The sequence below is a fragment of the Sphingobium sp. B8D3B genome (genome assembly GCF_025961875.1).
In the GTDB taxonomy this organism is placed as follows: domain Bacteria; phylum Pseudomonadota; class Alphaproteobacteria; order Sphingomonadales; family Sphingomonadaceae; genus Sphingobium.
This window is the reverse complement of record NZ_JAOQON010000001.1, coordinates 1,163,922-1,186,120: the sequence shown is the minus strand read 5'-3', so window position 1 is coordinate 1,186,120 and position 22,199 is coordinate 1,163,922. Positions and strand designations below refer to the sequence as shown.

Annotated in this window: 22 protein-coding genes and 1 riboswitch; of the genes, 16 read left to right on the top strand and 6 right to left on the bottom strand. The window is 65.4% G+C overall.

Annotation, left to right across the window (positions count from 1 at the left end; genetic code table 11):
* Positions 1–77 precede the first annotated feature (77 nt).
* Positions 78–680, top strand: a complete 603-nt coding sequence (locus M2343_RS05550) for a PEPxxWA-CTERM sorting domain-containing protein (RefSeq protein ID WP_264575905.1) — start codon at positions 78–80, stop codon at positions 678–680.
* A gap of 26 nt (positions 681–706) precedes the next feature.
* Here the strand turns inward: M2343_RS05550 and M2343_RS05545 are convergent, their stop codons facing one another.
* On the bottom strand, positions 707–1,786 hold the full coding sequence (locus M2343_RS05545) for a PA0069 family radical SAM protein (RefSeq protein ID WP_264575904.1): 1,080 nt from the start codon (positions 1,784–1,786) through the stop codon (positions 707–709).
* Positions 1,787–1,892: 106 nt separating this feature from the next.
* On the opposite strand from M2343_RS05545, the gene M2343_RS05540 reads away from it, so the two are divergent.
* Together M2343_RS05540 and rmuC are read left to right on the top strand one after the other, a co-directional pair.
* Positions 1,893–2,405, top strand: a complete 513-nt coding sequence (locus tag M2343_RS05540; protein ID WP_264575903.1) for a YbjN domain-containing protein — start codon at positions 1,893–1,895, stop codon at positions 2,403–2,405.
* A gap of 66 nt (positions 2,406–2,471) precedes the next feature.
* The gene (gene rmuC / locus M2343_RS05535) at positions 2,472–3,926 is read left to right on the top strand and encodes a DNA recombination protein RmuC (protein WP_264575902.1); all 1,455 of its coding nucleotides are present in this window, start codon (positions 2,472–2,474) and stop codon (positions 3,924–3,926) included.
* Here rmuC and M2343_RS05530 read toward each other — a convergent pair.
* Positions 3,923–4,615: an HAD family hydrolase gene (locus M2343_RS05530; protein ID WP_264575901.1), complete on the bottom strand. Its 693-nt coding sequence runs from the start codon at positions 4,613–4,615 to the stop codon at positions 3,923–3,925. The genes rmuC and M2343_RS05530 overlap by 4 nt on opposite strands.
* A 112-nt stretch (positions 4,616–4,727) precedes the next feature.
* On the opposite strand from M2343_RS05530, the gene M2343_RS05525 reads away from it, so the two are divergent.
* Positions 4,728–6,020, top strand: a complete 1,293-nt coding sequence (locus tag M2343_RS05525) for an amidohydrolase (protein WP_264575900.1) — start codon at positions 4,728–4,730, stop codon at positions 6,018–6,020.
* A gap of 430 nt (positions 6,021–6,450) precedes the next feature.
* On the opposite strand, the gene M2343_RS05520 is transcribed toward M2343_RS05525, so the two are convergent.
* Positions 6,451–6,831: a hypothetical protein gene (locus tag M2343_RS05520; protein ID WP_264575899.1), complete on the bottom strand. Its 381-nt coding sequence runs from the start codon at positions 6,829–6,831 to the stop codon at positions 6,451–6,453.
* Between the two features lie 243 nt (positions 6,832–7,074).
* Here M2343_RS05520 and prsK point away from each other — a divergent pair, with 243 nt between their 5' ends.
* Both prsK and prsR read left to right on the top strand, forming a co-directional pair.
* A complete protein-coding gene (gene prsK / locus M2343_RS05515; RefSeq protein ID WP_264575898.1) occupies positions 7,075–9,162 on the top strand; it encodes an XrtA/PEP-CTERM system histidine kinase PrsK in 2,088 nt (695 codons plus the stop codon).
* Complete coding sequence (prsR, locus tag M2343_RS05510; RefSeq protein ID WP_264575897.1) at positions 9,162–10,526, top strand: PEP-CTERM-box response regulator transcription factor; 1,365 nt, start codon at positions 9,162–9,164, stop codon at positions 10,524–10,526. The genes prsK and prsR overlap by 1 nt, the downstream gene beginning before the upstream one ends.
* 58 nt (positions 10,527–10,584) lie before the next feature.
* Here prsR and M2343_RS05505 read toward each other — a convergent pair whose 3' ends face one another.
* The 3 genes from M2343_RS05505 to M2343_RS05495 form a co-directional block, all read right to left on the bottom strand.
* Complete coding sequence (locus M2343_RS05505; protein WP_181559532.1) at positions 10,585–10,950, bottom strand: glycine zipper 2TM domain-containing protein; 366 nt, start codon at positions 10,948–10,950, stop codon at positions 10,585–10,587.
* A gap of 110 nt (positions 10,951–11,060) precedes the next feature.
* Positions 11,061–11,417 (bottom strand): GntR family transcriptional regulator, encoded by a 357-nt coding sequence (locus tag M2343_RS05500; protein ID WP_264575896.1) that lies wholly within the window; start codon positions 11,415–11,417, stop codon positions 11,061–11,063.
* A gap of 58 nt (positions 11,418–11,475) precedes the next feature.
* Complete coding sequence (locus M2343_RS05495; protein WP_264575895.1) at positions 11,476–12,054, bottom strand: nitroreductase; 579 nt, start codon at positions 12,052–12,054, stop codon at positions 11,476–11,478.
* Positions 12,055–12,273: 219 nt separating this feature from the next.
* Here M2343_RS05495 and M2343_RS05490 point away from each other — a divergent pair, with 219 nt between their 5' ends.
* The 10 genes from M2343_RS05490 (at position 12,274) to M2343_RS05445 (ending at position 22,198) form a co-directional block, all read left to right on the top strand.
* Positions 12,274–13,857: a peptide MFS transporter gene (locus tag M2343_RS05490; RefSeq protein ID WP_181559535.1), complete on the top strand. Its 1,584-nt coding sequence runs from the start codon at positions 12,274–12,276 to the stop codon at positions 13,855–13,857.
* Positions 13,858–13,907: 50 nt separating this feature from the next.
* Entirely contained in the window at positions 13,908–15,260 is a 1,353-nt protein-coding gene (glmM, locus tag M2343_RS05485; RefSeq protein ID WP_181559536.1) for a phosphoglucosamine mutase, read from the top strand.
* Positions 15,253–15,477 carry a DUF1272 domain-containing protein gene (locus M2343_RS05480; RefSeq protein ID WP_264575894.1) on the top strand — a complete coding sequence of 75 codons (225 nt, stop codon included), beginning with the start codon at positions 15,253–15,255 and terminating at the stop codon, positions 15,475–15,477. Before glmM ends, M2343_RS05480 begins: the two co-directional genes overlap by 8 nt.
* Positions 15,478–15,567: 90 nt before the next feature.
* On the top strand, positions 15,568–15,891 hold the full coding sequence (locus M2343_RS05475) for a TraR/DksA family transcriptional regulator (RefSeq protein WP_264575893.1): 324 nt from the start codon (positions 15,568–15,570) through the stop codon (positions 15,889–15,891).
* Between the two features lie 52 nt (positions 15,892–15,943).
* Positions 15,944–17,062 (top strand): bifunctional hydroxymethylpyrimidine kinase/phosphomethylpyrimidine kinase, encoded by a 1,119-nt coding sequence (gene thiD, locus M2343_RS05470; protein WP_264575892.1) that lies wholly within the window; start codon positions 15,944–15,946, stop codon positions 17,060–17,062.
* Positions 17,062–17,643, top strand: a complete 582-nt coding sequence (locus M2343_RS05465; protein ID WP_264575891.1) for a ribonuclease HII — start codon at positions 17,062–17,064, stop codon at positions 17,641–17,643. The genes thiD and M2343_RS05465 overlap by 1 nt, the downstream gene beginning before the upstream one ends.
* Positions 17,644–17,680: 37 nt before the next feature.
* A riboswitch (yybP-ykoY riboswitch) is annotated at positions 17,681–17,866 on the top strand.
* Positions 17,867–17,869: 3 nt separating this feature from the next.
* Complete coding sequence (locus M2343_RS05460) at positions 17,870–18,439, top strand: TMEM165/GDT1 family protein (protein WP_181559541.1); 570 nt, start codon at positions 17,870–17,872, stop codon at positions 18,437–18,439.
* 238 nt (positions 18,440–18,677) lie between these two features.
* A complete protein-coding gene (locus M2343_RS05455; protein ID WP_319799390.1) occupies positions 18,678–19,817 on the top strand; it encodes a site-specific DNA-methyltransferase in 1,140 nt (379 codons plus the stop codon).
* Positions 19,818–19,928: 111 nt separating this feature from the next.
* Positions 19,929–21,074 carry a dihydropteroate synthase gene (gene folP, locus M2343_RS05450; protein WP_264575890.1) on the top strand — a complete coding sequence of 382 codons (1,146 nt, stop codon included), beginning with the start codon at positions 19,929–19,931 and terminating at the stop codon, positions 21,072–21,074.
* A 26-nt stretch (positions 21,075–21,100) separates the two neighbouring features.
* On the top strand, positions 21,101–22,198 hold the full coding sequence (locus tag M2343_RS05445; RefSeq protein ID WP_319799389.1) for a Gfo/Idh/MocA family oxidoreductase: 1,098 nt from the start codon (positions 21,101–21,103) through the stop codon (positions 22,196–22,198).
* Position 22,199 lies beyond the last annotated feature (1 nt).

Here is a 22,199-nt window from a genome sequence, read left to right as displayed (position 1 = left end):
ACCATCGCAGCGGCGGGGGTGCCATCCCGTTCCATCGGGTGGCGTCGGGGGTGACTCTTAGGATTTGGGAGTTACCGATGAAAACTATGTACAAACTGCCGCTTCTCACAGCGGCGCTCATGGCCGGAGCCGCCTTGGCGGCACCATCACAGGCCGCAATCATCAGCTTCGATGGTCTCTCCGGATCGGGTGATCCGTTCACCAGCTACACGCAGGATGGGTTTACCTTCGCCAATGTGCTGGGGTCTTCCGTGGTCGATGCCGGCTCGGGCAATAGCGCGCCCAGCGTCGGCTTTGGCGGCGGGACGGCGCTCAGCCTGTTCGATCTGACGGCGGGCGGCGCGAGCTTCACGCTGGACAGCTTCGATTTGGCGACCGTGGACAGCAACCTGCTCTACAGCGTGACCGGCTTTGCGGGTCAGGTGCCGGTGTTCAGCCTGCTCTCGACCTTCTCCGGGGATTTCTCCACCATCGCCGGCGCCAGCAATCTGGTTGACCGGGTCGTCTTCGGCTTCGTTGTCGGTGGCGCTTCGGCGAACATCGACAATATTGCCGTAAACGGAACCAACGCTCCGCCGGTGCCTGAGCCGGCTGTCTGGGCCATGCTGGTCATCGGCTTCGGCGCGGTTGGCTACACGTTGAGGGGTCGCAAGGCGACGATGCGCGTGTCCTTCAACTGATCTGACATAGCCGAAGGGCGGTCTGTTCATCGCAGCATGCTGAACAGATCGCCCTGATCGGACGGCGGCACGAACAGGTCATGCCGCAGCGCAAGGCGGCCCTTGCCAAGGCCATGGCGTGCCTGAGCGACGCGGAAGCGCGTGCCGATCAACTCCGCATAAGCCCCGAACCCACGCATGCGCGTGCCGAAATTGGGATCATTGTCGCGCCCGCCCCGCATCGACTGAATGAGGCTCATCACCTTGGCGGCCCGGTCCGGATAATGCGCATCGAGCCAATCCCGGAACAGCGGCGCGACCTCGAAGGGCAGCCGCACCGGAATGAACGAGACCGATTGCGCGCCCGCCTCTGCGGCCGCCGCGACAAGCGCCTCGATCTCATGATCGTTGATCGCCGGGATCATCGGTGACAGGCTGGCATGGGCCGGCACCCCCGCCTGTGAGAGCCCGCGGATCGCCGCGAGCCGACTGGCAGGCGAGGGCGCGCGCGGCTCCAGCTTGCGGTGCAGCCCGGCATCCAGCGTGGTCAGCGAAATCGCCACCGCGACCAGCCCCTGCGCCGCCATCGGCGCCAGCAGATCGAGATCCCGCAACACCCGGTTGGATTTGGTGGTGATCATCAGCGGATGGCGGCAGTCCGCCAGCACCTCGATGCACGCCCGCGTGATGCGATACCGCGCTTCGATGGGCTGATAGGGGTCGGTGTTCGTCCCCATCGCGATGGTCTTCACCAGATAAGCACGCTTGGCGAGTTCCTGCCGCAGCAGCCTGGCCGCGTCCGGCTTGGCGAACAACCGGCTCTCGAAGTCCAGCCCCGGCGAGAGATCGAACCGGGCATGGCTCGGCCGCGCAAAGCAATAAATGCACCCATGTTCGCAGCCCCGATAGGCATTCACCGATTGCTCAAACCCAATGTCGGGGGAATTGTTGCGGGTGATGATCGTGCGCGCCTGCTCCAGCGTCACGGTGGTGCGCAGGGGGGGCGGCTGATCCTCCTCGTCCGCCAGTCGCGCATCCAGCCAGTCGCCATCCACCTCGCGCGCGGGCAGGTGGAAACGGCTCGATACCTCGTTGGCCGGGGCGCCGCGCCCCTTGATCGCACTCATGCGTCAATAGAACATATGAAGAACATATCTGCAATAGGCTTTGCGGTGTGGCGATGTCCGCTTCATCGCGATAAGGCCTTGGCCGTAACGAGCAATGGGGACGACGATGAAGACGACCGCTTGGATTTCCGCTGCGGCATGTGCGTTTGTGATGATGACGGCGCCCGCTCATGCGGCCGATGAGGAACCGTGCGGCAAGGGGCTCGTCTGCGCCAATGCGCCCGAGACGGTGGTGAAGGCGATCCAGGACGCCGGCTACAAGGCCAGCCTGAGCAAGAGTGAGTCGAGCGGCAACCCGATGATCACCAGCGCGGCGAGCGGCTACAACTTCAACATCTATTTCTACGAATGCGAGGACGGCAAGAACTGCGCCTCACTGCATTTCTCGACCAGCTTCGTGGATGACGGCAAGAACACGCCAGAGCTCGCCAATTTGTGGAACCGTAAGAACCGGTTCAGCCAGATGGCGGTGGACGAGGATGGCTCGCTCGACCTGACCTATGACGTGACCACCTATGGCGGCCTGACACAGCGCAATTTCGCCGATGTCGTCGATTGGTGGCAGACGATGCTCGGCGCCCTCAACAGCTTCTTTCGCGAGCAGGGCCATATCGAGTGACGGGCTTGCGCTTGAGGGGCAGTGGCGATAGGTTCTCATTTCGTTCCTGTTTTGCCGCGAGTTGCCGTGACCGTCGAAAGCCTTGTTCTCAGTCTGCTTCTTCTGCTGGTCGGGCTTGTCGCTGGCTGGCTGATGCGCGCCCGCATGGCTGCGCCGGTTGAGGCCGAGCGCAAGACTCTCGCCGACCGACTCGCCACCCTTGAGGACATGCGCAACGCCGCGCTGCGCGACCTCGCGGTGGCGGCGAGCCGGGCGGAAGAGACCGACGCCTTGCGCGCGAAACTGGAGGACACCGATCGCGCGCGGGACGAGGCCGAACGGATGCTCGCGGCTGTGCAGGCCGATCAGAAGGCGCGGATGGAGGGCTTCGAGGCCCAAATTCGCGCGCTGGGTGAGGCGCGCGAGCAATTGTCTGCGCAGTTCAGTGAGACCGCCGGCAAGTTGCTGAACGAGGCGCAGCGCATGCTCATCGAGCGCGCCGATCAGCGCTTCCATCAGGCCCATGAGAAAAGCGAGGCCAGTCTCAAGGCGTTGCTCCAGCCGGTCGAGACGACGCTCAAGCGCTATGAGGAAGGTCTGGGCAAGGTCGAGAAGGAGCGGGTGGATAGCTACGCCGCGCTCCGCGAGGCCGTTGAGCAGGTTCGGCTGGGCAGTGCCGAGGCGCGGGTGGAGACGGCGCGGCTGGTGAATGCGCTGCGCTCCAGCCCCAAGGCGCGCGGGCGCTGGGGCGAGCAGCAATTGCGTAACGTGCTTGAAATGGCGGGGCTCAGCCAGTTCGCCGATTTCCGCTCGGAAGTTTCCGTGGATACCGCCGACGGCCGGCTTCGCCCGGACGTGATCGTGCGTCTGCCCGGGGGGCGGCAACTCATCATCGATGCCAAATGCTCGCTCAACGCCTATCTGGAAGCGGTCGACGCCGTGGACGAGGTGGTGCGGGTCGGGCATCTCAAGGCCCATGCCGGCGCGATCCGCAACCACGCGCAGCAGCTTGGCGCCAAGGATTACTGGACGCGCTTTGGCGATGCGGCGGACTATGTCGTGATGTTCATCCCCGGCGAGCATTTCCTCGCGGCAGCGCTGGAGCAGGATGACGGCCTGTGGGAATGGGCCTTCGAGAAGCGTGTGCTGCTGGCCACGCCGACCAATCTGGTCGCCATTGCGCGCACGGTGGCAAGCGTCTGGCGGCAGGAGAAAATGGCCGAACAGACCCAGCAGATCGCGGCGCTCGGCAAGGAGATGTATGAGCGGCTGGCGGTGGCCGCCGGGCATCTTTCTTCGCTCGGCCGCAGCCTCAATGGCTCGGTTTCCAGCTATAATAAATTCGTCTCCAGCTTCGAAAATCGCGTGTTGGTGACCGGGCGACGCTTCAAGGATCTAAGTGTCGAAACCGGATCGCGGGAGATCGACGCGATCGAGCCGGTCGAAGCGCTTGGGCGCTTGCCGGCGCCATCACCGGGCGAGGGCGCCGCTCAGGAGGCCGATGCCACGGCCGACGAGCAAGTCACCGGGCGCGCGGACTAGCGGCGTTCGACCACGCGGCCTTCCGAAAGCGACGCCAGCACGATCTCGCGCACAGCGTGCAGATCCTCGACGATGTGGGCGCAAAGGTCCTGCATTTCTGCTGTGGTTGCCATTAGATCCGGCACCATCACCGTCATCATGCCTGCCGCGGCTGCCGAGCGCACGCCATTGTGGGAATCCTCAAGGGCAAGGCAATCGGCCGGCGAGACGCCCAGCCGATCGGCGGCGAGGAGATAGGGATCGGGCGCCGGTTTTCCCGCCTGATAATCGCCAAACGCCACGACATGCATGAACCGATCCGCCAAACCATGATGCGCCAGATGATGCCGGACCTGCTCATGGCCGGAGGATGTCGCGATCGCGCGGGGCAACCCCGCCGCATCGAGCACATCGAGCAAGGCGACGACGCCGGGCTTGAGCGGCAAATCCCGCGCCACGAACTGGTCGAAATGGGCCCGCACGCGATGCCGAAAATAATCGGCCGGAAAATCGCCGCCGAAATGGTCGAGCAACTGCTGGCGCGCCGTCGGCCATGGGCATCCCAATGTGGCATTGAACAGCGCTTCGGTGATCGCATGGCCGCCCTCATCGCCGGCGGCAAACATCGCCGCGCGATAGAGCGTCTCGGTGTCGAACAGCACGCCGTCCATATCGAACACCACGGCTTTTGGGGGGCGGTCCAGCTTCATGCCCGCCTCATAGGCACAGAGCAGGCGGGTTGGAAGCGCTTCGGCTCACTGCCCTTCCAAGGCGCGCAAAAGCGCCTATGATCGCGGCCGTCACGGGGCAGAAGGAACAGACATGTCTTTCAGTGAAGCGTCAAAGGAAGCCATTGCGGCCTCCCATATAGACGCGACCATCGATGCAGCGCTTCCCGAACTGCTGGAGATCTATCGCGACCTGCACGCCAACCCGGAACTGAGCTTTCAGGAAGTACGGACCGCCGCGACGCTGGCGGCGCGAATGCGGGCGCTTGGCTTTGCCGTTACCGAGCAGGTCGGGCAGACGGGCGTGGTAGCTGTGCTGGAGAACGGCCCCGGCCCGGTGGTGATGATCCGCGCCGACATGGATGCGCTTCCGCTCGAGGAAAAGACCGGTCTGCCCTACGCCTCAAGGGTTCGGGCGACGACGCGCGATGGCATCGAGAGCCCGGTGATGCATGCCTGCGGCCACGATACGCACATGACGGCCTGGACCGGCGCGGCGCAGGCGCTGATTAGGCTGCGGGCGCGATGGTCGGGGACGCTGGTGATGATCCTGCAGCCGGCCGAGGAGATCGGTCTGGGTGCCAAGGCCATGCTGGACGACGGGTTGTTCACGCGCTTCCCCAAGCCAAGCCATGTCCTTGCCTTCCATGACAGCGCCGAGCTTGCATCCGGCACCATCGGCTACACGCCGGGTTGGGTATTGGCGAATGTGGACAGTGTGGACCTCACCGTGCGCGGCCAGGGCGGCCATGGCGCCTACCCGCACAAGACCATCGACCCGATCGTGATCGCGGCGCGCATCGTCACCAGCCTGCAGACGCTGGTCAGCCGCGAATGCGATCCGCAGGAGGCGGCCGTGCTGACGGTCGGCAGTTTCGTCGCCGGCGCCAAGCATAATGTCATTCCGGACGAGGCAAAGCTGCTGATCACCGTGCGCAGCTATTCCGATGAGACGCGCGGGCGCCTGCTGGGCGGCATCGAGCGGATCGCGCGGGGCGAGGCGATGGCGGCCGGTGTGCCGGAGGACCGGATGCCGATCATGGCGGTGGAGCAGGATTATACGCCCGCCACCTACAACACGCCGCAGTTCAGCGATCATGTCGCGGGCGTGCTGCGCGCCCATTTCGGTGCCGATCGGGTCCGACAGGTGCCCTCGGTGATGGGCGGGGAAGATTTCGGCCAATATCACCGCGCCGATAACAGCATCGAGAGCATGATCTTCTGGGTCGGCGGGGTGGACCCTGACAAGGTGGCCGCTGCGCAGCGCGGCGAGATCAGCCTGCCGTCGCTCCACAGCCCGCTCTGGGCGCCCGATCCCTGTGCGGTGATCGGCACGGCTGCAAAGGCGCTGACGGTTGCGGTGCTGGATATTTTTGGGAAGTCGTAGGTCGGGTGGGCGCATTCACTGATTGGCCGTTATCTTGTATTTATCTTTGAAGGCGCCATTCCGGACACGCCGCCGTTGTGGGCATCGTTGGCATGAGGCAACTGGGCGAGCATGAGGCGGCGGAACCTAAAACTATCGGATTATGGCGTTCACATATTCGGAGCGCTTTTCACTTTCGCATTCCTAACTTTCGCGAGAGAACGAGGTTGGTCTTGGTCGTTATCCATTATCGGGCTGATTGTGGTTTCGATCCCGATAGGTTTGGGGCTCGCATGGCTAAGTCTACGATTTAGATCGCGGCGAAGAAGGCGCCCTTAACTACGCGATTTCGGTTCCAGAACCAGCAAGTCTGCGCTGCTCTGTCGCGGACGTCCAAGAGATATGAATTCTCTACGGGGCGTGGACTGATCGCTGCAAGATCACGCGCGCCTCAATAATGCGGTTTGCCGTCGTCGCCGCCAAAACCGGACTGCGGCGAGAAGTTTTCCGCGTGGGCCGGGGGCGCCGGTGCGGGGACATCCTCGGCGACCGGGTCGGGCAGTGAGACGCGGGCGGACTCCGCGTCCAGCGTCGGGTTGGCATCGAAGAGGGGATCGGTCGATCCGGGCGCCTGTTCCACCATCGGCGGGGGCGGTGCCTCCGCGTCCGGTTCGGATTGAGCCTCATCCACCAGCGGTTCTGGGGCCTGCCCGCCGTTCGCCACCATCTCTGCCGCCGGGTCTGAGGGCAGGACATTGCTGATGCCCATCACAAGCATCGGGCCACCGATGATGAAGGCGAGGGCGATCAGCAGATAGATGCGGTTGGGCATGAATGGCTCCGGCTCGTCCGGTCTTCGCGGACACGGGCATGATAAGCAAACAGGCTTAGCATCCGGTAAAAATCGGCATCGCGCATCGGCGGTCTGCCGCGTTCAGCATATTTTTGCTATTTCACCATAAGCCGGCTGGGTGTCGGATCATCTTACACTGACCTGTAAAGCGGGATGGCCGGGCTGCGGCGTGGGCGGCGTGGTCTTCACGGCCGCGCGGTCGCCTAGCCGGGGGAGATGCGCATGACTGTCTGGCTGATTGCCGGCCATCTGGGTCACGCGCTCGCGGCGATCCTGTTCGCCACGCTCGCGATCCTGATTTCGCGGCAGCCCCATCGGATCGCCGCGGCGCAGTTCGTCATCGTCGCGCTGGCGCTGACGGCGCTGTGGTCGCTGCGGCACGCCTTTGTCGGCTTCAGCCCGCTCGGCCAATTGAGCGATGGCGTCACCGAGACCATGCGCAACGCGGCGTGGCTGGCAGCACTGGCCAGCCTTTCGCGGGTCTGGCGACCGGGCGGGCGGGCCGGCCCCAAGGTCGTGGTGCTGGCTCTGGCGCTTGTGCTCGCTGTTCAGCTGATTTTCGATCTGCAGATGGGCGAAGGCATTCGGTTTGATCGCCGCATTCTCGTTTATTTCGAAATGACCTGGATGTTGCGCGCCGCCTTCGCTCTGGGCGCGCTGCTCCTCCTGTTCCGCTGGAATACCGGGCGCGGTGACCCGGAATCCGCCCGTCGTGAGGGCTGGCTGGCCGCCGCGCTGGCCTGCATGTGGGCCTATGATTTCAACCATTATCTGCTGGTCTGGTTCGCCGAAGGGAGCATGACCCCGCTCGCGCCGATGCGCGGGTTCGTGATGGCGGTGCTGGCGATCATGCTCGCATTGGGCCTGCGCAGCGACGGCACGCGCGCCTTCGCGCTCTCGCGCACACTGACGACCCGGCTCGTCTCGGCGGGTCTCGCGCTGTTCTATATTTGCGTCATCCTGCTGCTGGTCGGCTTGCTGAGCGGCATGAGCGCTCCCATGGCACGCATCGTCCAGTTCGCGTTGCTTTTCACCCTTGCCGTCGCGGTGCTGGCCTTTCTGCCGTCGGCCTCGATGCGGTCATGGTTGCGGGGCGAAATCTCCAAGCATGTGTTCGCGCATCGATATGACTATCGCAGCCTCTGGCTCCGCTTCTCCGCCACGATGGATGGCGGAGATACGGATGATACCAGCCTCGATTGCCGGATCGCGCGGGCGATTGCCCAGGCGGTCGATGCGCCGGCCGGTGCGCTGTATCTGAGGCAGGACGAGCGTCTGGTCCGCGTCTGTGCCTATGCGTGGCCAGAGGCTAGCCCGGCACCGCTGACCCTGCCCATTGCCGTCGCCGACCGGATGGTCCCGGCCGGAAAGATTCTCGACATCGCACGCGAGGGACATGATCTGGGCGCCCTTCTCCCGGCCTCGATGTTGGAGAGCCGTGTCGCTTGGGCCATCGCGCCGCTCATCTGCCGCGATGAGATCATCGGCGTGATGCTGCTCGCGGCACCGCCACGCTCTCGCGCGCTCGACTGGGAGGATTTCGACGTTCTGCGCGTCGTCTGCGGTGAAGCTGCCGCTCGCGTCGCGGAGGAGCGCCATCGCGAGGCTTTGGCTGAAGCGCAGCGGTTCGAAGAGTTCAACCGTCGCTTCGCCTTCATCCTGCACGATCTCAAGAATCTGGTCAGCCAGATGACGCTACTGGCCGGCAACGCCCGCCGCCACGCAGACAATCCGGCGTTTCGGGAGGATATGATCCTGACGCTGGAAGAAACTTCATCGCGGATGAACGACCTCATCCAGCGCCTTGGGCGTGGCGGGCGGGCGCGCCCCTCCGAGCGCGAGGAACTGCTGCTGGGGCCATGGCTCGGCGATCTCGCCCGCGCCTGGGCCGGCGGCACGCGCAATGTCGTCGTGGAGGGTGCGCTTGACCAGCGGGTTATCGTCGATGCGGACAATCTGCAGCGCGCGCTCACCCATCTGGTGCGCAACGCCATCGAGGCCAGCCCGCACGGAGCCCTGGTGCGGATCGTCGTCGAGCAAGGCGATGCCGGGCTGGATCTTCACGTGATCGATCGGGGCAAGGGGATGAGCGCCGCCTTCATGCGCGACCGTCTGTTCCGGCCGTTCAGTTCAACCAAAGCCAATGGATTTGGCCTTGGCGCCCATGAAACGCGCGCGCTGGTCGAGGCGATGGGCGGTCGGCTGCTCGTTCAGAGTGTCGAGGGAGAAGGCAGCCAGTTCACGATTTGGCTGCCAGTCTCCAGCCCAAGTGAGAACGCAAGAGACATGCCGATGCGGAGTATGACCTGATGGCGGATATGCGCCCGAAACTGTTGATCGTCGAGGATGATCCGGGCCTGCAGCGCCAGTTGCGCTGGTCCTATGACGGTTATCACATCCTGATCGCCGGCGACCGGGAGGAGGCGATGGACATCCTGCGCGCGGAAGCGCCGCCGGTGGTCACGCTCGATCTGGGGCTGCCGCCGGACCCGGATGGAATCACCGAGGGCATGGCCGCGCTGGCGCAAATTCTCGCCGAAGCCCCGGCGACCAAAGTGATCGTGGCGTCCGGCCAGGGCGACCGCGCAAGTGCCCGGCGTGCGATCGCGCAGGGGGCGTGGGATTTCTACCAGAAGCCGCTCGACATCGATTCGCTGGGCCACATCGTCGCCCGCGCCTTCCACGTCCATACGCTGGAGCAGGAGAACCGGCGGCTCGCCGAGGCCGTCCCCGCCGATGCGCGGGTGCTCGGGCATATGATCACGGCATCGCCGGAAATGCTCAAGGTCGCGCGCATGATCGAACGGGTGGCGAGCGCCAGCGTGTCCGTGATGCTGCTTGGCGCCAGCGGCACTGGCAAGGAGTTGCTCGCGCGCGGCCTGCACGAAAAGAGCGACCGCGCAGCCGGACCGTTCGTGGCGATCAATTGCGCGGCGATCCCCGAGACGCTGCTGGAGAGCGAGCTGTTCGGGCACGAGAAGGGCGCCTTTACTGGTGCGGTGAAGACCACGCCCGGCAAGATCGAACAGGCGCAGGGCGGCACGCTGTTCCTCGATGAAGTGGGGGATATTCCGCTCGCCCTGCAGGTGAAGCTGCTGCGCTTCTTGCAGGAGCGGACCATCGAGCGGATCGGCGGACGCCAGCAGATCGCGGTCGATTGCCGGATCGTTTGCGCGACCCACCAGAATCTGGAGGAGATGATCGCCCAGAGCCGCTTCCGCGAGGATCTCTATTATCGTCTGGCAGAGATCGTCGTGCGCATCCCGGCTCTTGCTGAGCGAACCGGCGATGCCGTGCTGCTCGCGCGCCGCTTCGTCGCCCGCTTCGCCCCGGAACTGAATGCACAGGTGCGTGGCCTGGCCAGCGATGCCGTTGCCGCCATCGATGCCTGGCACTGGCCGGGCAATGTGCGGGAGCTGGAAAACCGCGTCAAACGTGCGGTCATCCTGGCCGAGGGCAAGATGGTCACCGCCGGCGATCTCGATCTGGATGGAGCGGACGGCGAGGATGGCCCGGTGGTCAATTTGCGCGCGGTGCGCGAGGCGGCCGATCAGGCGGCGATCCGGCGGGCGATCGCCCGGTCCGAGGGCAATATCTCAGGCGCGGCACGAATGCTGGGAGTGAGCCGGCCGACGCTCTACGATCTCATGAAAAGCTATAATCTTCAGAGTTGAGCGGCCCGTGCCGGAGCGACCTCAGGGCCACTCCGGCACGTCCAAACTCAAGCGGAAATCAGCGGCAGCGCGCGCCGCTGCGCTCGATTTCCCGACCGAGCAAGGCGCCACCAGCGGCACCGAGGACGGTGCCGAGCGTGCGGTCGCCGCGCGTATCGATGGTCCGGCCGAGCAGTGCGCCACCGGCCGCGCCGATGATCAGGCCCGTCGTGCCGTTCGCGCGTTTGCAATAATAGCGGCCATCGTCGCCGCGCCATGTGCGCGTGTCGCGGGTGATCGGGCGGGGCTCGCGGTAATAGCCGCGGTCGTCATACATCCGGCTGGCGCCGTGCCCGTGCCGATGCTTGCTCTTATGGGCTTCCGCAGGGGCTGCGCTCATCATCACGCCGACGGCGGCGAGGGTAGCAAGGGCGGTCTTGATCATGTCTTGTCTCCGTTCAACCTGATGCGACAAGTCTGGCGAGGCCAACCGCAACGGCAGATGAACGAGAGATCAGACACGATAGATCGATGGGCTGGAGCGATGGGCCGTGATCAGTCGGTGGTCACGCGATCTCGCTCGACAAGCTCTTCCAGGGTGATTCCAATGCGATGCATCTGCTCGGAGACGCCCGGCCAGACCGCACTGAAGAAGCGTTCGCGCTCCATCGCCCGCAGGCGACGCGATGCGCCCGGCGCGACAAACATGCCGACACCACGGCGGACCTGCACCAGCCCTTCATCCTGAAAGCTCTGATAGGCCTTGGCGACGGTTAGCGGATTGGCGCCCTGTTGGGCCGCAAAGGCCCGCACGGATGGCAAGACATCGCCATCTGCAAAGCGTCCATCCAGAATGGCGGCGGCAATTTCGTCGCGCAGGCGCAGATAAACGGGCCGGCTCTCATCGATCATGCTGCATCAGTGACATAATACAGTGGATCGGTCAAGGCGCCGGCCAGGAAGCGTGCGGTCAGCCGCCCGACCAGATCGACAACACGTCGTCCAGCTCCGGCCGGGGGCGCTCGTCCAGATCCCGCGAGGGCGTGCCGATGAACACGAAGCCGGCGATCCGCTCCTCGCTGGTGCCGAACGCATCGCGCACGGCCTCGTTGTAGGACGGCCAGCCGGTCAGCCAACCTCCCGCAAAACCCATGGCATGGGCGGCATGCAGCAGGTTCATCGTCGCCGCACCGACGGAGAGCTCCTGCTCCCACGCCGGAATCTTGGAAGGCTTGGGCGAGGACAGCACGACGATCAGCGCCGGCGCCTGATGCGCGAATTGATGCATTGCCTCGATTTCCAGCCGGCCGGCCTCGGGCTTCTCGACGAGATAGGCTCGCTCGAGCAGGGCGGCCAGCGCCGCGCGGTGGTTGTCGGGCACGATCACGAACCGCCAGGGGGCGAGCTTGCCATGATCGGGGGTCCGCGTCGCGATCCGCACCATCTCGCGTTGCTCATCGAGCGAGGGGCCAGGCGCCGCGAGGTCGCGCGGTTTGCCGGACCGGCGGGATGCGAGATAGGCGGGGATGGAAGAGCGGTCGTTGAACATGCCGCATCGCTAGACAAATCCGGTCGATCCGCCAAGCGCATTTGCGAATTGATCGCAATGTCGCGGCGATAGCGGCGCTTTTCGCTACGGCAGGGCCGATGGAGCGGCTCCCATCGAGGCCGGCAGAAAAAAGCGCTTTTCTCAAATGTCAGACTCACTAAGTCTCGTGAGCATATTGTCGCGGCCGGCGTCTCGCCGTTGCCCGGACCAGGAGACTTTATGGCGACCATTCCAGCCATCGCCCTCATCGCGCTCGTCGTGCTTCTTGCCGGCGGCGCGGTTGGGCTTGTGAGCAAGAAGCAGGAGTTTATCGGCCATCCCAAGGGCCTCTACATTCTGTTCTTTGCCGAGATGTGGGAGCGCTTTTCCTATTATGGCATGCGCGCCCTGCTGATTTTCTACCTCACCAAGCATTGGCTGTTCAGCGACGGGCAGGCGAACCTCGTCTACGGGGCCTATACCAGCCTCGTCTACGTCACCCCGGTCCTGGGCGGCTATCTCGCCGACCGTTATCTCGGCCAGCGCAAGGCCGTGCTGTTCGGCGCGCTGATCCTCACCGCTGGCCACTGCCTGATGGCATTCGAGGGATCGGGCGGACAGGATGATCCCACGATCAACATCTTCTGGCTGGCGCTAAGCTGCATCGTTGTCGGCTCGGGCTTCCTCAAGGCCAATATCTCGGTGATCGTCGGCCAGCTTTACGGGCTTACCGATCCCCGCCGCGACGGCGCCTACACGATCTTCTATGTCGGCGTGAATGTGGGCGCGGCCATCGGCACCATCATGGCCGGCTGGCTCGGCGAGACCTACGGCTGGAAATATGGCTTCGGCGCGGCGGGCGTTGGCATGTTGCTGGGCGCGGCGGTGTTCGTCATCGGCAAGCCGTTTCTCATGGGCAAGGGGGAGCCGCCCAAGCCGCTCACCCTGCGCACGGAATGGCTGCTCTACGCTATCGGCGTCGCCTCCATCGGCGTGATCTGGTTCCTCGTCCAGTATCAGGATATCATCGAGACGCTGCTTATCGTCGCGGGCGTCGCCCTGCTCGGTTATGTGCTCTACGCCGCGATGAAGCTGCAACCGGATGCCCGCGATCGCATCTTCGCGATCGTCTTCCTTGTCGCGCTCAACCCGGTGTTCTGGGGCCTGTTTGAGCAGGCGGGCGGCAGCCTCAACCTCTATACGGACCGCTATGTCGACCGTGGCGGTTTCCAGACCACCTTCTTCCAGTCGCTCAACCCCATCTATATCGTGCTGCTCGGGCCGGTCTTCGCCTGGCTTTGGCTGTGGCTGGGCAAGCGCGGCTGGGAACCGTCCGCACCGGCCAAATTCGGTCTGGCGCTGGCGCAGGTCGGCTTTTCCTTCCTCATCTTCGTGTGGGGCGCCCAGTCCGCGGGCATGGCGGCGCTGACGCCGGTGCTGTTCGTGTTCCTGGTCTACCTGTTCCAGACCACCGGCGAACTGTGCCTCTCGCCTGTCGGCCTCTCCGCCATGAACCGGCTGGCGCCCAAGCATCTCGCCAGCCTCATCATGGGCGCGTGGTTCTACATGTCGGCGGTGGGCAATTTCGTCGCCGGCAAGATCGGCGAGGCGACCGGCGGTCATGATGGCGAGATGACCAAGGAGGCGACGCTCTCGGTCTACAACACCATCGGCTGGTGGACGATCGGCATTGCCGTCGCGGTGCTGGCGGTCTCCCCGCTGGTCAAGCGCCTGATGCATCTCGACACGCTGAAGGAAGAGGATGAACCGGTCGATGACCGCCCGGAGGAAGGCCTGCGGGACCAGACGGCGCCTGTGCGGTGAGCCTTCAAGGGGGCTGGCGCTGCCGGCCCCCGATCCGCTAAGCACCGGCGATGACCAGACGCTTCTTCGGCACGGATGGCATCCGGGGCCGCACCAACCAATCCACGATGACGGCCGAAATGGCCATGCGAGTGGGCATGGCCGCCGGCCGCCACTTCATGCGCGGCAGTCATCGCCACCGCGTGGTGATTGGCAAGGATACGCGCCTTTCCGGCTATATGATCGAGAATGCGCTGGTCGCGGGCTTCACCAGTGTCGGCATGGACGTGGTGCAGTTCGGCCCGATCCCGACGCCCGCCGTGGCGATGCTGGCCGCATCGATGCGCGCCGATCTTGGCGTGATGATCTCGGCCAGCCACAATCCTTATTATGACAATGGCATCAAGCTGTTCGGGCCGGACGGCTACAAGCTCTCCGACGCCGACGAGCTGAAGATCGAGGCGCTGATCGAGGGCGGCGAGATACCGCTGGCCCCATCCGAGGGCATCGGGCGCGCGCGGCGGGTCGAGGATGGGCGCGGGCGCTACATTCACTTCGTCAAATCGACCTTCCCGCAGCATCTGCGGCTCGATGGGCTCAAGGTGGCGCTCGATTGCGCCAATGGCGCCGCCTACAACACCGCGCCCTACACCTTCTGGGAGCTGGGTGCTGAGCTAGTCCAGATCGGTGTGACTCCCAACGGCACCAACATCAACGATGGCTGCGGCTCGACCGCGCCGCTGCTGCTGCAGGAGACGGTCGTGGCATCCGGCGCGGACATCGGGATCGCGCTCGATGGCGATGCTGACCGCCTGATCGTGGTGGATGAGACCGGCACCATCGTGGATGGCGACCAGATCATGGCCCTGATCGGCACGAGCTGGGCGCGGCAGGGCATGTTGAAGGGTGAGGGGGTCGTCGCCACGGTGATGTCCAACCTTGGGCTGGAGCGAAAGCTCGCCAGCGAGGGCATTCCCCTCATCCGCACCAAGGTCGGTGACCGTTATGTGCTGGAGGAGATGAAGGCGCGTGGCTGCAATGTCGGCGGCGAGCAGTCCGGCCACATGATCCTCTCCGATTATGCGACGACGGGCGACGGCACCATTGCCGCGCTCCAGGTGCTCGCCGCGCTCGTGCAGAGCGGCAAGCCGGCGAGCGCGCTGCTGCGCCAGTTCGAGCCGGTCCCGCAATTGCTCAAGAATGTCCGTTTCGCCGGCGGCAAGCCGCTGGAGGCGCAGAGCGTCCAGGCCGTGATCGCGCAGGCCGAAGCGGAGCTGGAAGGGGTGGGGCGTCTCGTCATTCGGCCGTCCGGCACCGAGCCGGTGATCCGCGTGATGGCCGAAGGGGACGATGGCGATCAGGTCGTCCGCGTGGTGGACCGCATCTGCGATGCCGTGGCAAGCGCGGCGGCCGCCCATGCTTGAGATGCGCCCGGATTGCGAGCGCTGCGGCACCGATCTTCCAGCCGATGCCGGCGGCGCCTTCATCTGCTCGTTCGAATGCACCTTCTGCGCCGAGTGCGCCGAGGATCTCGATCATCGCTGCCCCAATTGCGGCGGCGAGTTGCTGGACCGGCCCAGCCGGACTGGCGACGCGCTCAAGCGAAACCCTGCTTCGACGGAGCGCCGCTTCCAGGGCTGAGCGCCCCCGCGACCCATTTGATCTGGCGCATGGATTGGCGCGCATCACTCCCTAGACTGGCATCGAGCAGTCGGACGGAGATGTGTGACCATGGATATGATGGACGCAAAGGCACGGCTTCTGGCCATGGGCGATGATCTGAAAGCCCGGCAAAAGCGGCTTGCAGTCGATCTCGATGAACCGCTGAATGCCGATTCAGCCGAACAGGCAAGCGAAGTGCAGGATGATCGCGCGCTGGAGCAGCAATCTGCACTGGTGGCGTGCGAGATCGGCTCGGTCAATCGTGCACTCGCGCGGATCGAGGCCGGCGCTTACGGCGCCTGCGTGCTGTGCGGCGAGCCCATCGCGCCGGCGCGTCTGGCGGCCCGGCCCGAGGCATCGCTGTGCATCGTCTGCGCCCGCAAGGAACAGTGAGGCGCAGCGCCAGCGGCTCGACTTCCGCGCCGGCAAGGGGCAAAAGCGCCTCATGAGCTATCCTCGAATCCTGATCATCGCCGGCTCGGACTCCGGCGGCGGCGCCGGCATCCAGGCGGACGTCAAGACCGTCACCATGCTGGGTGGCCACGCCATGACGGCGATCACCGCGATCACCGCGCAAAATACGCTGGGCGTGCAGGCCGTACATCCCGTGCCGACGGACATGGTGCTGGCGCAGATCGACAGCGTGGTCAGCGACATCGGCGTGGACGCCGTGAAGATCGGCATGATCGGCTCCGCGGAGACGGCGCTGGCGGTCGCCGACCGACTTGAGAGCATCGGCGCGCCGGTGGTGCTCGATCCGGTGATGGTCGCGACGAGCGGCGGCGTGCTCGCGGACGCCGCCACCATCGAGAGCCTGCACGAGCTGATGGGCTGGGCGTTCGTCACGACGCCGAACCTGCCCGAGCTGGAAGCGCTTGGCGGCGAAGCGGACCTGACCGCGCGGGGCGAGATGCTGCTCATCAAGGGCGGCCACGCCCCCGGCGAGATCATCACCGACCGGCTGGTTGGATCGGAAGGCGAAATCGCCCGTTGGGAAGGGGCACGCATCCATACCGAAGATACCCATGGCACCGGCTGCACCCTGGCCAGCGCCATCGCGACCGGGCTGGGGCAGGGGCTCGATCTCCCGGAGGCGATTGCCCGGGCGCGGCTGTTCGTGCGGCTGGCTCTGCGCACTGCGCCCGGCCTCGGTCGCGGGCATGGTCCGATGGCGCATGGCGCGGTGCGGCTCGATATGGGGGCGAGCGCCCGCCTCAACCAGATTTCCGTGCCGGTCAGTGATTATGCCGCCTCCCGCGATTTCTACGAGGATCTGGGCCTGACCCTGATCGTGGACAGTCCGGACCAGCCCTATGCCCGGTTCGAGGCGCCGGGCGGCGCGACGCTGTCTCTCCATGGCCAGCAGCATGGCGTCTATCTGGAATGCGACGATCTCGATGCCCGGGTGACCGCGTTGATCTCGGCCGGGCTCGTCTTCGATAATGAGCCGGTGGATCAGGCATGGGGCTGGCGCGAGGCCTGGCTGGTCGATCCGGCCGGTAACCGCGTCTGCCTTTATTCGGCGGGCGAGGACCGGCGCTATCCGCCCTGGCGGATCGGCTGATGATCGCCGGTGTCGATGAGGCCGGGCGCGGGCCGCTGGCCGGGCCAGTCGTCGCGGCGGCGGTGGTTCTCTGCAAGCCGCGCCCGTCCGGCTTGGATGACAGCAAGAAGCTGAGCGCCGCCAAGCGCGCGGGTCTGGAAGCGACGATCAAGCGCTGCTGCCACTGGGCGGTCGGCGTGGTCGATGTCGCGGAGATCGACCGGCTCAACATCTTCGGCGCGACGATGCTGGCGATGACGCTGGCGGTCGAGGGGCTGTGCGCCCGCCTGGGATGCGATCCGCGCGAGGTGCTGGTCGACGGCAATCTCACACCGCATGGCCGGCGCCCTGAGTGGCGCTGGTCGGCGCGCGCAATCGTCGGAGGGGATGCATTGGAGCCCTGCATTTCCGCCGCGTCGATCATCGCCAAGGAACATCGCGACGCGCTGATGCGGGAAGCCGCGCGCGATCATCCGCATTATGGCTGGGAGCGGAACAAGGGGTACGGCACCGCCGATCATCTCGCCGCGCTGCGCCAGCATGGCCCAAGCCCGCTTCACCGCCGCAGCTTCGCGCCAGTCGCGCAGCTGGCCTTTCTGTAGGGCGCCCGTTGACGGGAGACGGCCGAAGGCCTAAGGCGCTGGGGTCATCTGGGGAGTAGCCAGCTGCCGGTTTCCGGCAGGCCTGCCCGTCAACATACTCGGTCGAGAGGCCGTGGCGGCAGGGAATCCAAGCATTCCGGCGAGACCAATGACATCGAGCTTCCGTCCAGGCCGGGCGGGAGGCTCGGTGTCATTGTTTGTCTTGTTGCCCGGCTGAGGATTTTTCATGGAAGCCCTGTTCACCTCCACCGCCGTCGTCGCGCTCGCCGAAATCGGCGACAAGACGCAGTTGCTGGCCATTCTGCTCGCCACCCGGTTCAAGAAGCCGGTGCCGATCATCCTCGGCATTCTCGCAGCGACGCTGGCCAACCACTTTCTGGCAGCCCTGCTTGGCGCGAGCGTGGCGTCCATCTTTCAGCAAAATTGGTTCCACTATCTGGTCGCAGCCGGCTTTCTCGCCATGGCGATCTGGACGCTGATCCCCGACAAGATCGATGATCTGGAGGACAAGCCGGCCCGCTTCGGCGCGTTCGTCACCACTACGATCGCCTTCTTCCTCGTGGAGATGGGAGACAAGACACAGATCGCGACGGTCGCGCTTGGCGCGCAGTTCCATCAGGTCGGTCTGGTGACGATGGGGACGACCCTGGGCATGCTGATCGCCAATGTCCCGGCAGTGTTCCTCGGGCATGAACTGCTCCGCCGCGTGCCGCTCAAGGTGGTGCGCATCGTGGCGGCCAGCCTGTTCGCGGTCATCGGCCTGTGGTTGCTGATCCAGGGACCGGGCAGCCTCTGAAAATCGATAATGCCGGAGGCTCGGTTAAAATTTTTTTCGGCCCATCGCGGCCCTGAGTCTTCGGCGCAACACCACAACATGTTGAGTCCTGCCTGAATCGCAGGACTCCATCCCTCGTGTGGGACTCGTTTCGTTCTCATTTCCGGCCCGGATTCTTCTCGTGACTCCAGTCCGTTACCGCTCTTGACGGTGGACTCGTCGTGACTCACACCGGGCGCACAAACGGGGGTTAGACGACATGAGCGTGATGGAAAAACTGACGAAGCGACCGGTGCGCGCAAAGGTCCTGCCGGCCAACACGCCGCCGGTGCTGCCGCTCGACACGCTGCTGCAGGGCGACTGCATCGCCATCATGCGCACGCTGCCGACGGCAAGCGTGGACATGATCTTCGCTGATCCGCCATATAATCTCCAGCTCGGCGGCGATCTGTTCCGGCCCGAGGGCGGACGCGTGGACGCCGTCGACGACGCCTGGGACCAGTTCGACAGCTATGCCGCCTATGATGCCTTCTGCCGCGAGTGGCTGGCCGAAGCGCGTCGCATCCTCAAGCCCGATGGCACGATCTGGGTGATCGGCAGCTATCACAATATCTTCCGCGTCGGCGCACTGATGCAGGATTACGGCTTCTGGATCCTCAACGATATCGTCTGGCGCAAGGCCAACCCCATGCCCAATTTCAAGGGCACGCGCTTCACTAATGCCCATGAGACAATGATCTGGGCGAGCCAGGGCGAAAAGGCGAAATATACCTTCAATTATCGCGCCATGAAGACGTTGAATGACGAGCTGCAGATGCGCTCGGACTGGGTGCTGCCGATCTGCGCCGGGCAGGAACGCCTCAAGCGCGGCGGCACCAAGGCGCATCCCACCCAAAAGCCGGAGGCGCTGTTGTACCGCGTGCTGCTCTCCTGCACCAACAAGGGCGATGTCGTGCTCGATCCCTTCTTCGGCACCGGCACAACCGGCGCCGTGGCCCGCCGCCTGGGGCGCCGCTGGATCGGCATCGAGCGGGAAGACAGTTATTGTGAGGTCGCGCGGGAGCGTATTGCTGCAGCGCTCCCGCTCGATGAGAGCGCGCTGACCATCATGCAATCCCCCAAGAGCCAGCCGCGCGTGGCGTTCGGCACGCTGGTCGAGACCGGCATGATCGCACCCGGCACTGTGCTCACCGCCAGCAAGGGGCGCTTCAAGGCGCATGTCCGCGCCGATGGCTCGCTGGAGTGCAAGGGCCAGACCGGCTCGATCCACAAGATGGGCGCCACGCTGCAGGGCGCGCCCAGCTGCAATGGCTGGACTTTCTGGCAGATCGAGCACGAAGGCGCCGTGAAGCCGCTCGATGCCATGCGCCAGCTTTACCTGCTCGCGACGGAGCCATAAGGCGCCGTCGTTGGGGCCCGGACGGCGCGCTCCCACCGCGGGTCCGGGCTCCTGCTTCCGCTTTTCTGTCGGGCAAGCTAAGGCGCGCGGGATGCACAAGGATATCGCCCGATGATGATGGAAATCCCGCCGCCGGACGCCCGCCTCTATCTGCGCCCGATCTGGTTCATCGACACGCCTGTCGGGCTGGAGACGCATGAATTCCGCAGGCTTGCCGGGGGACTGATCTGGTTTCAGGGCCTCGAGGTCCGTTGGGCGGGCGCGGAAGGCACCGCCGGCAAGGCCATCGTCCCCGTTGCCATGTTTGAGGACTGGCAAAGCCGCCTGAGCGACGCGCAGGCTGAGCGGGTCGCAGCGCAAATGGAGGGGCTGACGGCGCCGCGCGCACCGCTGACGCTGGGCGAGCGCGTCATTCGCTTCGATACGCCGCAGGTCATGGGCATCCTCAACATGACGCCGGACAGTTTCTCGGATGGCGGCAAGCTCATCGGCGATGCCGAGCGCGCCGCCGATGCCGGCTTTGCGATGCAGCTGGCCGGCGCCTCGATCATCGACGTCGGCGGCGAGTCCACCCGGCCCGGCGCCGCCACCGTGTGGGAGGGCGACGAGATCGCCCGGACCGTGCCGGTGATCGAGCGACTGGCCAGGACCGGCATCGTGGTCTCCATCGATACGCGCAAGGCGGCGGTGATGGAGGCCGCGCTCGCGGCCGGCGCCAGCATCGTCAATGATGTGACTGGCCTCACCCACGATCCGCGTGGGCTGGAGGTGGTAGCGAAGGCGGGGTGCCCCGTCATCCTGATGCACAGCCCGTCCGCTGGCGACGATCCGCATGGTGGGGCGGTCAAGTACAAGGCCGGCGCCGTGGCAGGGCCGACGGCGGACATGGCCGTGTTCGACTGGTTGGAGGCGCGGATCGCCGCCTGCCTCGATGCCGGCATGGCGCGGAGCAAGATCATCCTCGATCCCGGTGTCGGCTTCGGCAAGGCGTTGCAGGACGATACGCGCATCATCAACAATCTGGCCATGTATCAGGCGCTGGGCGTGCCGCTGCTGTTCGGCGCCAGCCGCAAGCGCATTGTCGGCGCGCTGACCGATGGTGCGCCGGTCGAGGAGCGGCTCGGCGGCTCGGTCGCCTTGGCGCAGGTCGCGATCGGGCTGGGCGCGCAGATCGTGCGGGTGCACGATGTGCAGGAAAGCGTGCAGGCCGCCCGGGTGTGGCGCGGCTTGCGCGACGCCGCCTTGGTTGCTGCCTGATCGCTGGGGAAGCGGAGACGCCTGTCATGTTGAACATGGCTATGATTGGCGGAAGCGGGCTCCTGTCCATCGGCCAGACCCACCGCATTGCGGCGGAGGCGACCGGACAGATCAGGCTGGTTGCCGGCGTGTTTTCCTCCGACCCGGCGCGATCCCGGCAGGCCGGCCTTGCTTATGGCATCGATCCCGCCCGCGTCTATGCCGATGTCCCCGCCTTGCTGGCGGGCGAGCGGGACCGGGTGGATGGCGCCGACTTCGTGACCATCGTCACGCCCAATCATCTCCATTATCCGGCGGCCGTGGCCGCCCTTGAGGCTGGCCTTGCCGTGATGAGCGACAAGCCCATGACCGCACGGCTCGATGAAGCCCGCAGGCTTGCCGCGCTTGTGAACGAGACGGGCCGCCCCTTTGCGGTCAGCTATCCTTATGGTGGCTTTGCCGCTGTGCGCGCCGCCCGCGCGATGATCGCCGAGGGAGAGCTGGGCGCGGTCCGCAAGGTCAGCGCAACTTACGCGCAAGGCTGGCTGGCGAGCCCCGCTGGCGATGCGCAGGCGGCCTGGCGTGTAGACCCCGTGCGCTCCGGTGTAGGCGGCTGCATCGCGGACATCGGCGTCCACGCCTTCCATCTCGCCGAGTTCGTCTCCGGCCTGCATGTAAGCCGGATCATGGCCGACCTTGGCAGCGTCGTCCCGGGGCGCTCGCTGGACGATGACTGCGCCGTGCTCCTGCGGTTCGACAATGGTGCACGCGGGACCATAATGGCCTCGCAGATCGAGGCGGGGGAGGGCAACCGGCTGCGCCTGCGCTGCGATGGGGAGGCCGCCAGTCTGGTCTGGAGGCTCGATGATCCGCATGCCCTCGCGCTGCATCCGATCGACGGTGCCAGCCTTCGGCTCGCTTTCGGCGAGGACGAGCCTGCGATCGCCTGCCCGCCCGGCGTCCACCATGCTGACGGCTATATGGCGGCCTTTGCCACCCTCTATCGCGATTTCGCGGCGGTTCTTCAGGGCAATGCGGCGCCTTTGCTCCCCGGCGTGCAGGAGGGGTTGCGCGGCATGGCGTTTATCGAGACAGCCGTTGCCGCCTCTCGGGCCCAAAGCGGGTGGGTCGATCTGGCGCTCTAGG